Source organism: Pseudoalteromonas sp. S1610 (assembly GCF_005887465.1).
GTDB lineage: Bacteria > Pseudomonadota > Gammaproteobacteria > Enterobacterales > Alteromonadaceae > Pseudoalteromonas > Pseudoalteromonas undina.
Genome location: NZ_PNDI01000086.1, coordinates 1 through 11,230 on the forward strand (window position 1 = coordinate 1; position 11,230 = coordinate 11,230).

Annotated in this window: 8 protein-coding genes; 5 read left to right on the forward strand and 3 right to left on the reverse strand. The window is 41.2% G+C overall.

The window, feature by feature from the left end:
• The first annotated feature begins 246 nt into the window (after positions 1–246).
• Both CWB77_RS17685 and CWB77_RS17690 read left to right on the forward strand, forming a co-directional pair.
• Complete coding sequence (locus CWB77_RS17685; RefSeq protein WP_138623841.1) at positions 247–1,137, forward strand: TIGR01777 family oxidoreductase; 891 nt, start codon at positions 247–249, stop codon at positions 1,135–1,137.
• 135 nt (positions 1,138–1,272) lie between these two features.
• Positions 1,273–2,451, forward strand: a complete 1,179-nt coding sequence (locus CWB77_RS17690) for a GGDEF domain-containing protein (protein WP_010390260.1) — start codon at positions 1,273–1,275, stop codon at positions 2,449–2,451.
• Between the two features lie 61 nt (positions 2,452–2,512).
• On the opposite strand, the gene CWB77_RS17695 is transcribed toward CWB77_RS17690, so the two are convergent.
• Complete coding sequence (locus CWB77_RS17695) at positions 2,513–3,172, reverse strand: DUF2987 domain-containing protein (RefSeq protein ID WP_010390261.1); 660 nt, start codon at positions 3,170–3,172, stop codon at positions 2,513–2,515.
• Positions 3,165–3,974: a glucosaminidase domain-containing protein gene (locus CWB77_RS17700; protein ID WP_054201057.1), complete on the reverse strand. Its 810-nt coding sequence runs from the start codon at positions 3,972–3,974 to the stop codon at positions 3,165–3,167. Before CWB77_RS17700 ends, CWB77_RS17695 begins: the two co-directional genes overlap by 8 nt.
• A 181-nt stretch (positions 3,975–4,155) precedes the next feature.
• On the opposite strand from CWB77_RS17700, the gene CWB77_RS17705 reads away from it, so the two are divergent.
• Positions 4,156–5,448, forward strand: a complete 1,293-nt coding sequence (locus tag CWB77_RS17705) for an anti-phage deoxyguanosine triphosphatase (protein ID WP_010390265.1) — start codon at positions 4,156–4,158, stop codon at positions 5,446–5,448.
• 84 nt (positions 5,449–5,532) lie between these two features.
• Here the strand turns inward: CWB77_RS17705 and CWB77_RS17710 are convergent, their stop codons facing one another.
• Positions 5,533–7,689, reverse strand: a complete 2,157-nt coding sequence (locus tag CWB77_RS17710; protein WP_138623842.1) for a prolyl oligopeptidase family serine peptidase — start codon at positions 7,687–7,689, stop codon at positions 5,533–5,535.
• Positions 7,690–7,841: 152 nt separating this feature from the next.
• On the opposite strand from CWB77_RS17710, the gene CWB77_RS17715 reads away from it, so the two are divergent.
• Both CWB77_RS17715 and CWB77_RS17720 read left to right on the forward strand, forming a co-directional pair.
• On the forward strand, positions 7,842–8,153 hold the full coding sequence (locus CWB77_RS17715) for an Mpo1-like protein (protein ID WP_054201058.1): 312 nt from the start codon (positions 7,842–7,844) through the stop codon (positions 8,151–8,153).
• Positions 8,154–8,344: 191 nt separating this feature from the next.
• Positions 8,345–10,900: a TonB-dependent receptor plug domain-containing protein gene (locus CWB77_RS17720; RefSeq protein ID WP_138623844.1), complete on the forward strand. Its 2,556-nt coding sequence runs from the start codon at positions 8,345–8,347 to the stop codon at positions 10,898–10,900.
• The last annotated feature ends 330 nt before the right edge of the window (positions 10,901–11,230 follow it).

The following is an 11,230-nucleotide window of genomic DNA, read 5'->3' on the forward strand; positions in this document are numbered from 1 at the left end:
GGCGTACATGGATGTAGTCAGGGGGGGCGCCGGAGGCGGACGCGTTGCTCGGTTTTGACTTAGCCCACTAGGTTACAAACCTCGCGCCGCGATTAAATCGCCCCTAGTTTGAACAAATATTAATCCGCAAAGACCAACAGACCCTAGGTGATCATAAAAATTATTGGTACGTATAAATTTGCAAATCGTTGAGCTGGAGAGTATAAATTTTAAACATCCTGCTTTATTTATAATTTTGGAGTTGCAATGCATATATTTTTTACTGGCGCCACAGGCTTAATTGGTAGGCACCTTTGCCCTTTCTTGTTGCACCACCACGATGTTACTGTACTGAGCAGAAACCCAACCAAAGCAAAAGTATTGTTAGGGCACCAGATAAATGCAGTTGATAGCCTTGAAAATGTTGATTTTAATACCGTTGACGTTGTTATTAACTTAGCCGGTGAGCCTATTGTAAATAAACGTTGGAGCGACAAACAAAAGGCAGTCATTCGCGATAGCCGAATCATTGTTACGCAAGCGATTAGTGATGCTATTAAGCAGTGCCATACCCCACCACATACCTTTATATCTGGCAGTGCAATTGGTTATTATGGTCGACAAGGCGACACTCTGGTTGATGAAAACAATACAGAGCCTCATGATGAATTTAGCCACCAACTGTGCAAAGATTGGGAGCAAGCAGCTTTACAGGCTGAGTCTGACGAAACTCGAGTGTGCTTATTACGTACCGGTATTGTATTGGCTAAAAAAGGCGGCGCGCTTGGTAAAATGTTACCAGCATTTAAGCTTTGCGTAGGTGGTCCAATTGGCAATGGTGAGCAAGGTATGTCGTGGATCCATATAGATGACATGGTTCAGCTCATTTTATTTTTAATTCGCAATAAAGAAGTATCAGGAGCTGTTAATGCCACAGCTCCTGAGCCCCTAAGCAATAAGCAGTTTAGCCAATCACTCGCAAAAGCATTGTCACGCCCTGCGTTTATGCCTATGCCTGCTGGGGTGCTTAATATATTAATGGGTGAAATGGCCGACTTACTTACTACCGGCCAGTATGTGGTACCTAAAAAAGCATTAGACCATAACTATCGTTTTCACTTTACTAAAATTGACGCTGCATTAGAAAGTTTAGTCTAGCTACTGGCCTTAACGGATTAAGTTTGTAGTAGGGGGTAAAAGTTAATACTTTTTACCCTCTTGCTATTTTTGTGTTACTACCTAATACTTATAGCTGTATAAACGCCTTCAACTAGCTAAAAGAGCCCCTTAAACATGCTTCATTTACCTACATTAATTAGCCTCTGTTTTATTCTTAACTTGTTTATTGCTGTGTTCTTTTTTTCTGTTTATAGATACAAAAAACAACCTTGCTATTTATTTTTTGCTACCGCCTGTTGCTCGTTTATTACCGCAATAGCACTAATTGGTTTAAGAGATTTTATTGAGTTTCCATTATTAACCCACTTTTTTGCTTACGTTTTTATTATTTTAAGTCCACTACTCGTTATTTTAGGGTTAATACCACAAAGCCAAGCACCCGCGATAAAATTAACACCTTTATACTATGCTTGTGCCATGTGCTGTACGCTTTTACTTGCAGTGTACCTTATAGATGCAGGGCAAATTATTACCAGCATTATTACTGCTGTATTATTTAGTTACGCTGCGTATTTAATGATTAAAACTCCAAGTGTTGCAGTAGTCCAACAACGCTTACTCGTTGCCTGTTTTACAATCCACAGTGTGGTGATGCTGTTGCAAGTTGTACTCCTTGTTTTGCTCTACTCAAGCCAAATCAGTCAAGCAAGCTTAGCTTTTGGATTACAGCTGTTATTGGTAACGCATTTATTTTTAACTACCGCTACTGCGCTAATTTTACCGTTTATTAAGTTTGCTAATGCTGAGTCTAGACTGATCAATCTAGCGAATCACGATCCGTTAACGCAGCTTTTAAACAGGCGTGGATTTTTCCGTTTATGTAAAAAAATAACTAAAACCGCGCCTCTTAACAGCAGAGTATCGTTGATCATGCTCGATATAGACCTATTTAAACAAGTGAACGACCAATACGGTCATGAAACCGGGGATGAAGCGATAAAGTGGATTGCACAACATATTAACGAATTGTTTTTTGAGCTTGGAGTTACTGCTCGGATTGGTGGAGAAGAGTTTGCTATTTTTCTTAATCAACAGAACTTAGCGCAAGCTAGGCTGTTAGCTCAAAAGCTTTGCAGTAGTATTAATGAATACCCGTTTTATTTTAATGGTAATAGCATTGCACTGTCTGTAAGTGCTGGAATAAGTAGCATGTTAGTGCGCGAGCTAAATATGCAAGCACTGTTGTTACAAGCCGACAAACGCCTTTATCTTGCCAAAGAAACAGGCCGAAATAAAGTGGTCACCCATGATGAAAAAAGCTTATTAACCAAAGCTCCCACTGCCATCATTTAATTTAGCCATAAAAAAACGGCATCATAGTTGATGCCGCTTGATACGTTTACAAATTATATAATTACTTACTTATCCAAGGCGTTACTTTAACAACCTCGTTAATATCAGCTAATACGGTTGTATTTTCTTCCCAGCTATCGGTTACTTCAAAATAACACACTGACTTTTCGCACGTTATGCGCTCATCATCAAATTGCTTAGGAGTTTTAAAGGTAACAACCACGCCTTTTTGTTCAGGTAATAAAAACCACATTAGTTTGCTAACAAAAAAGCCAGATAGGTCTGTTAATAGCTCTTCAAGCTCATTATTAATAACCAATAACGATTGCTTTGATAACGCCAGTCCATCTAGTTCCTTAGCTTCTATTTGTAGCTTTAACTGACAGTCGTGAACCGGGTTTTTTGGCTGAACTACAATCACCGCTTTGTCGGTATCTAGCTGTTTATCGAACGGTAATAGCAATTGCGCTTTGTCGGTATAATTAAGCGGGTACTCATTTTTTTCAGTTAAAATAGTACCGTTTTTAATACTACAAACTTCGTTAGTACCAATATCGCTAATATAAAAGTTTACGCGGGCGTACTGAAAGTCCCCTTTGTTTACCACTTTTAAACGGTCGTAAAAACCGTCATACGACATCACAAATTCTTTAGCAACGGCACTACTAGCTGCTACTGCTAAAAAGCTGGCTGTAACTAATTTTAATAACGGCTTATTCATTAAAGTACGCTCGGTTTTGATTAATCATGGTATTAAGCTCTTCAATGTACGCTTCACCACGTTCAGAGTAAGACATTAAACCATACGTTAATTTAGTCGCTAAAATTGGTTTTTGTTGTGCGCGTAAGTCTTCGCGGATAGTACGTAGCTCTTTGTAAGCATTGTGGGTATTAATATTTTTAAAATAAGAGCTTACTGCTGCACGTACCGATTTGAATGCAGCCACTTCATGCTCGGCTTCACTATTACGTCTTCTTGGTACCATGCCACAGCCTTTTTTGTAGCACCATTGGCCAAAAAAGTTTAAGCCGATTCGTGCAAAACGTGAAGTGCCCCATGCAGACTCATTGGCTGCCTGCATTAAGGCCATCTCTTTAGGAATGATGTCTACTCGGCGCAGTGCTTGGCTTAAGGTGATGGTATCTAACGTTTCAGGTAATCCGTACGACTTAAGTATTTTTTTTATGTCGCCCGCTTGTTTTTTACTAAGCGGTTCACTGTGCTCTATCATCATGCGTGCAATTTCAAGGTTTGCACGTTGCTGTAAAATCTTTTTGTTTTCGGCTTCTACATGAGGCTTAATAAAGTTAAAAAACGCATGTTTTTTCTCTTTCACATCAGTGAATTCTGAGAACTTTGGCAACTTAACGTTGTGCAATGGTTTTTCTTTTTTCTTCTCTTTTTTAATGTCGTTAGAGCTGGTTTGCTCGTCTGATACTAGTTCATCAGCATCAATAAACGGAAGGGTCAACGCCCAAATAACAACGGCGGCTAACAACAACTGAAAAATAGTTTTTAACATGTATTATCTCAATTTAACTCTAAGTTATGTATGGTGTAGTCACATACATACGAAACATCATTATACCTAAGCCACTTTATAAACGCGAATACTGAACAACCGAATAAAATTCATACACCTATTGCTTACAATTTATAATATACTAAGTGCTAAAGCCGAAGACGAATTGATAGGTTGAGACATGGATAAACAGTGGCAAAATAGAATAATTGAACAATATAAGCACCGCCCTAACGATAACCGCTCTCCTTGGCAAATCGACCGCTCACGAATCATTCATGCTGCTGCATTTAGGCGCCTTCAAGCTAAAACCCAAATAATGGGTATTGGCTTAAACGACTTTTACCGTACACGCCTTACCCATTCATTAGAAGTCTCGCAAATAGGCACCGGCATATTACGCCATTTAAAGGTCCAACATCCAAGCTTTGAACATTTTCCATCTACTGGATTGCTCGAAACCTTATGTTTAGCCCACGATATAGGCCATCCACCGTTTGGGCATGGTGGCGAAATTGCACTTAACTATATGATGCGTGATCATGGTGGTTTTGAGGGTAACGCACAAACACTGCGCATTGTGGCAAAGCTAGAGCCCTATAGTAACGGCTACGGCATGAACTTAACTAGACGCACCTTGTTAGGATTTATTAAGTACCCAGCTTTTATTGATAACCTTTGGCATAACATCCCACAAGAAAATAAACAGCGTGCGTTTATAAAAGCCGATGACTGGCGACCAGCCAAAGGTATTTACAATGACGATGCCGCGATATTTAATTGGATTATTGAGCCTCTTAGCGCAAGTGATAAAGCGTTATTATCTAGCCAAGAACACGCAGATGCTTATCGCGCTAAAACCCTTTATAAATCACTCGACAGTGCCATTATGGAACTGGCTGATGACATTGCTTATGCCGTTCACGACCTTGAAGATGCCATAGCGACGGATGTGCTCAGTTTAGACGATTGGCTAACCCATGCATTGCCGCATTTACAAGCACTTGACTATGACTGGTTAAACACTTTGCTGGAGTCACTCTCCAAGCGGTTATTTTCAAAGTATGAACATGAGCGAAAAGACGCCATAGGCGAACTGGTGAATACCTTTATTATTCATATTCATTTAGATACCCAAAACGATGAATTTGAGTGCCCTATTTTAAAGCACACCGCAAAATTAGATCAGCAATACGAAAATGTGCTACAGATCCTCAAACACTTTGTATTTCAGCGTTTAATACGCGACCCACAAATGCAGCAAATAGAATTTAAAGGGCAAAACCTACTCATAGAATTATTTACTGCGTTTGCCAGCGATCCGCTGCGCTTATTACCCGAAACCACGCAGGCACTGTACCTTGAAGCTGAAAAACACAATCAAGGTATGCGTATTATTTGTGACTATTTAAGCGGTATGAGCGACGAATACGCTTATAAAACCTATCAACGGTTGTTCTCCCCCATACAATAAGTTAGCTAATCTGAACTCAGGTTAGTCAACATAAAAAAGCCGAGTCACTTACGTAACTCGGCTTTTCGTTAGTTTATAAAATCACTACAGTGATTTAATGCCCATGTTGTAAAGCGTAAAACCGTACATATCGGCATAAAGGTCAATAATTTTACTGGTTGGTGTACCGGCACCATGGCCTGCATTGGTTTCAATACGAATAAGTGTAGGATTTGTACCTGCTTGATTCGCTTGAAGCTCAGCTGCAAATTTAAATGAATGCGACGGTACAACGCGGTCATCATGATCGCCTGTAGTGATCATGGTCGCCGGATATTCAACCCCTGCTTTTACATTATGAATTGGCGAGTAGCCTTTTAAGTAATCAAACATTTCTTTACTTTGGTCGCTAGTTCCGTAATCGTATGCCCAACCAGCGCCAGCTGTAAATGTATGATAACGAAGCATATCCAATACGCCTACCGCAGGTAACGCAACTTGAAACAAGTCAGGTCGCTGGGTCATTACAGCACCCACTAATAACCCACCGTTTGAACCACCACGCAGTGCTAAGCGCTTTTTAGAGGTGTATTTTTTATCTTGTAAGTATTCAGCTGCAGCAATAAAGTCGTCAAATACGTTTTGCTTTTGCAATTGTGTACCTGCTTTATGCCACTCTTTACCGTATTCACCACCACCACGAATATTAGCAACTGCGTATACGCCGCCTTGCTCAAGCCAAGCTGCTGTTGTAGAGCTAAAGCGAGGTGTTAAGCTTATATTAAAGCCACCATAGCCATATAAAATAGTTGGGTTGCTGCCATCTAATTTAATATCACTTTTATAAGTGATGATCATCGGTACTTTAGTGCCATCTTTAGAGGTATAAAATACTTGCTCAGAGGTATAGTTATCGCTATTAAAATCTATCCCTGACTTACGGTATACTTTTGACTCACCGCTTTGCACGTCAAAGCTGTAAGTCGTACCTGGCGTTTTGTAGTTAGTAAACGAGTAATAAAGCGTAGTTTGCTCTTTTTTACCGCCAAAACCACCCGCTGTACCGACGCCTGGTAAACTAATATCACGGATCAACTCACCTTGTTTGTTGTACTGCTTCACTTTAGAAATAGCATCAACCATGTAGTTGGCAAAAAACGTATTTCCTCCAAGGGTTACATTAAGTACATTTTCAGTCTCTGGGATAAAATCTTGCCAATTTTCAGGCTGTGGATTGCTTGCATCAACCGTCACTACTTTTTTATTTGGTGCATTTAAGTTAGTAACCAAAAATAGCTTGCTGCCTTCGTTGTCAATTACGCTGGTATCAGAGTCGGTGTTACCCACTACGGTCACAAATTCGCTATCTGGCTTGGTTAAATCTTTAATAAATAACTTATTACCAGAGGTTGATACGCTGGCACTAATAAACAAGAAACGACCATCTTTGGTTGCTTTAGCGCCCACATAGCGGTGTTTTTGTTCTGCTGTATTGCCAAATACTAAAGTATCTTCGCCTTGATCTTGACCTAACTTATGGTAATACACTTTATGTTGATCAGTTTTTGCAGAAAGCTCACTGCCCTCTGGCTTATCGTAGCTTGAATAGTAAAAACCGTCATTTGCTAGCCAGCTAACGCCACTAAATTTAACATCAACTAGTGCTTGTTCTACCTGCTCTTTGGTCTCGGTGTCTATAACAATGATTTTACGCCAATCACTACCACCTTCTGAAATTTGGTACGCTAACAATGAACCATCTTCTGAAAATGATAAACCCGACATTGAAGTGGTGCCATCTTCACTAAAAGTATTAGGATCTAAGAACACTTCAGCTTCATCGCCGTCTTTGCTGCGGTATAAAACGTACTGGTTTTGCAGGCCATTATTTTTATAAAAATAAGTGTAATCACCTTCAGTAAACGGGGCGCTGATTTTTTCGTAGTTCATGAGTTTTTCAAGGCGCTGTTTGAGTGTGTCTCTGTAAGGCACTTGCTCTAAATACGAAAAGGTAAGCTTGTTTTGAGTTTTAACCCATTGAGCCGTTTCATCACTCATATCATCTTCTAACCAGCGATACGGATCAGCCACGGTTTCACCAAAGTAAGTGTCAACCACAGTGCCTTTTTTAGTTTCAGGGTAATCTAGTGAGTTAACTGCTTTCATAGCTGTTTTTACTTCATTTTGAGTAGTGTTTTCTGCAGGTTGTGAACAACCCGCAAGTGCGACTACAACCGCACAGGTCAGTGTTTTTTTAAGCATTGCTTTACCATTATTTTTTTATAGTCAGCCTAAGTTATTAACTTTCTGTTTGTTTGTCTATCAACTTGCGGTAAACGTCATTTATTGCTGTTAACCTGCGCTAAATTGCGCTTAAATAAATGAATAACTTTTAAACACTAACAGGTTGAGTAATGACAGAAACTGAATCTTTTACCAGCTTTAAACGCTTTTACCCTTACTATCTAAAAGAGCATCGTAATAAAACTTGTCGCAGGCTGCATTTTATTGGCAGTAGTTTAGTGTTGCTTTTGACCGGCTATGCGCTTATTAGCTCACAATTCGTATTGTTATGGTTATTACCGGTGATTGGTTATGGCTTTGCATGGGTTGGGCATTTCTTTTTTGAAAAAAACCGCCCCGCCACATTTAAGCACCCGTTATACAGTTTATGGGGTGATTGGGTCATGTTTAAAGATATACTGATTGGCAAAATTAAATGGTAAATGGCTACTTACGCTTCGGTATCACAAACACCTCATCTTACTCGCTGTAAATAAAATGTAGATCGAATGTAATTCAATTGACCTCGATTGTAGAAATGGTCTACCTTGACAACAGTAATTTCAATTAGTTCATTAATTTAAAAAGATTAAATTGAAACCACCTGTAGAGCATCGAATGAGGGAAATTAGTTATGCAACTTACACCGCTATTTACAGCAAAAAAAACCATCACTTTAAGTATCGCCGCTGCACTTGTTGGCTCATGGACGGTTAATGCCGCTGAGCAAGAGACTCAGGCGCAAGAAAACATTGAACAAATTAGTGTTATTGGCTCTCGCCGACTAGGCCGCACAGTTGAAGATAGCCCAGTGCCTATTGATATTATCAGTAATGATGCCTTAAAAAGTTCAGGGCAAACAGAAACCAATGCATTATTAAGTACGTTATTACCAAGTTTTAATTTCCCCCAACCATCAATTACCGATGGCAGCGACCACGTACGCCCAGCTCAACTGCGTGGCTTAGCCCCTGATCACACCTTGGTACTCGTAAATGGTAAACGTCGCCACAGTAACGCGCTACTAAATTTAAACGGCTCAACGGGTCGTGGCTCGTCATCAGTTGATTTAAACGCTATTCCTGCAAACGCGATTGAACGCATTGAAGTATTACGCGACGGCGCCGCAGCTCAATATGGCTCAGACGCTATTGCCGGGGTGATTAATATCGTCCTTAAAAGCAATAGCAGTGGCGGTAGTTTGGGTGCCGTTTATGGTGCAAATATTACCGATATGGACGGTGTCGCGCAGTTACAGTCGGTTTCTGAGAACGCAAATGGTGACTTAGCTTTTACTGAGGGCAGCGACCGCTCGCTTACCGACGGCCAAACCTTAACTCTGCAAGGTAATATGGGGTTTGAATTAGGCGATAACGGCTTTTTGAGTATTTCTAGTGAATATCGCGATCGCAGCTCTACCAACCGCTCTGATTATGATCAACGCGAAAACTACGCTCGTTTACCTGATGGCTCTCTCGACCCGCGCGAATTCACATGGGATCGTTACAACCATAACTTTGGCAACGGCACTGTTGAAGACTTTGCGCTGTTTTACAATGCCGGTTATCAATTAACTAACGATGCTGAGCTCTACTCGTTTGGCTCTTACAGCAAGCGTGAAGGCGAAGGCGGTGGTTTTTATCGTCGCGCCCAAGACAGCCGTAACGTTACAGAAATATATCCTGATGGCTTTTTGCCGGTGATCACCTCAGACATTGATGACTTTTCATTGGCTTTAGGTGTGAAAGGCTTTGCTAATGAATGGAACTACGATGCTTCTGCTGTATACGGCCAAGATGCCTTTAACTTTGGTGTTATTAATAGTTTAAACACTTCATATGGGCCAAGTAGCCAAACTAGTTTTGATGCAGGCACGCTAACTTACGATCAGCTGACTATTAATCTTGATTTTAGCCGTGAGATTGATGCTGACTTTTTAGCCAGCGGAATTAACGTGGCAGTGGGCGCTGAGTATCGCCGCGAAGGGTATGAAATTCAAGCAGGTGAAGAAGCCTCTTATGCGCGTGGTAATTTTGGCCCAGGTGGTGCCGTGACCGATCCGGTTAATGGCCCATTCGGCTCTGCAGGTTCACAAGTGTTCCCGGGGTTCACACCTGAATCTGCGGGTGACAACAGCCGCCACAATGTTAGCCTTTACGTTGACTTAGAAGCCTTTATTACAGATAACTGGAATGTTGCCGTAGCCGCGCGTTACGAAGACTACTCTGATTTTGGCGACACGCTTAATGGTAAAATTGCCACCCGCTATACACTTACAGAAGACTTAGCACTACGCGGCTCTGTATCAACCGGCTTTAGAGCGCCCTCTTTACAACAGCAATACTTTACCTCGGTAGCGACTGTATTTGTAGATGGCGAACCTACACAAACAGGTACCTTTGCGCCAAGCAGCGATGTTGCCGTTGCATTGGGTTCACCAGGTTTAGACGCAGAAGAAGCTACTAACTACGGGGTAGGCTTTACGTGGTCAACCGACTTCAACTTCAGCTTATCGGTGGATTACTACCAAATATTAATTGATGACCGTATTGTGTTATCAAATAACTTATCGGGCGCAGGCGTTGCAAGCTTACTTGAGGGCACCGGCGCTAACCAAGGTCGATTTTTCTTAAACGCGATCGATAGCAAAACCCGTGGCGTTGACGTCGTCGCTTCTTATAATTTAATCACCGACAATTACGGTGATGTAGCGTTTAATTTAGGTTACAACTACGGTAAAAACCAAGTCACCGATATTATTGACCCACCAGCACAATTACAAAGTGTTGGGGTTGAGCAAGATAATTTGTTCTCGGGTAACGAGCTACGTCGTTTTGAAGTGAGCACGCCGCGCAATAAATACAACCTTAGCGCAACATGGACACTTAACGAATGGCGCACCACACTTCGCAGCACTCGCTACGGTGAAACACAAGACCCGTCTGAAAATCCAGAGCGTAACGAAGTGTTAGAACCTAAATGGATCACCGATTTAGATGTTGCCTATGCACTTAATAATAACCTTACTCTGAGCTTAGGCGCTAATAATGTGTTTGATGTATACCCAGATCCAACTCGTGAGCTGGTGAGCGATGTAACCACTTTCTCTCGCTTGTTCTCGTACTCGGGCTTTTCACCATTTGGTTTTAATGGCCGTTATGTATACGGCAAAATTGAAATGAAGTTTTAAGCTGTAGCTTAAACCAAAAAGCCACACTAAATAGTGTGGCTTTTTTTATAGATTAGGGTCTGTTGATCTTTCAAGGTTAAATTTGCAGCAGTCTGTTTGGTATTTAGGCAAGGCAGAGCCTATGTGGTGTGGTTATTCCCCATAAATAGGCGATAACGCAGCATCAATGCCAAACAGGCGCTGCCCGAAGGGTTCTGCCTAGGGGCGATTTACTCTTTGTTGCTCGGTTTTTACTTAGCCCACTAGGTTACAAACCTCGCGCCGCGATTAAACCGCCCCTAGTTTGAACAAATTTTAATCCGCAAAGGTCAACAGACCCTAGAACCCGAT

What these genes read in the sequence shown, in the direction of transcription:
- CWB77_RS17720 (WP_138623844.1), top strand. Translation starts at nt 8,345, where the DNA reads ATGCAACTTACACCGCTATTTACAGCAAAAAAAACCATCACTTTAAGT.
- CWB77_RS17700 (WP_054201057.1), bottom strand. Translation starts at nt 3,974, where the DNA reads ATGTTAAAAACTATTTTTCAGTTGTTGTTAGCCGCCGTTGTTATTTGG.
- CWB77_RS17685 (WP_138623841.1), top strand. Translation starts at nt 247, where the DNA reads ATGCATATATTTTTTACTGGCGCCACAGGCTTAATTGGTAGGCACCTT.
- CWB77_RS17705 (WP_010390265.1), top strand. Translation starts at nt 4,156, where the DNA reads ATGGATAAACAGTGGCAAAATAGAATAATTGAACAATATAAGCACCGC.
- CWB77_RS17710 (WP_138623842.1), bottom strand. Translation starts at nt 7,689, where the DNA reads ATGCTTAAAAAAACACTGACCTGTGCGGTTGTAGTCGCACTTGCGGGT.
- CWB77_RS17690 (WP_010390260.1), top strand. Translation starts at nt 1,273, where the DNA reads ATGCTTCATTTACCTACATTAATTAGCCTCTGTTTTATTCTTAACTTG.
- CWB77_RS17695 (WP_010390261.1), bottom strand. Translation starts at nt 3,172, where the DNA reads ATGAATAAGCCGTTATTAAAATTAGTTACAGCCAGCTTTTTAGCAGTA.
- CWB77_RS17715 (WP_054201058.1), top strand. Translation starts at nt 7,842, where the DNA reads ATGACAGAAACTGAATCTTTTACCAGCTTTAAACGCTTTTACCCTTAC.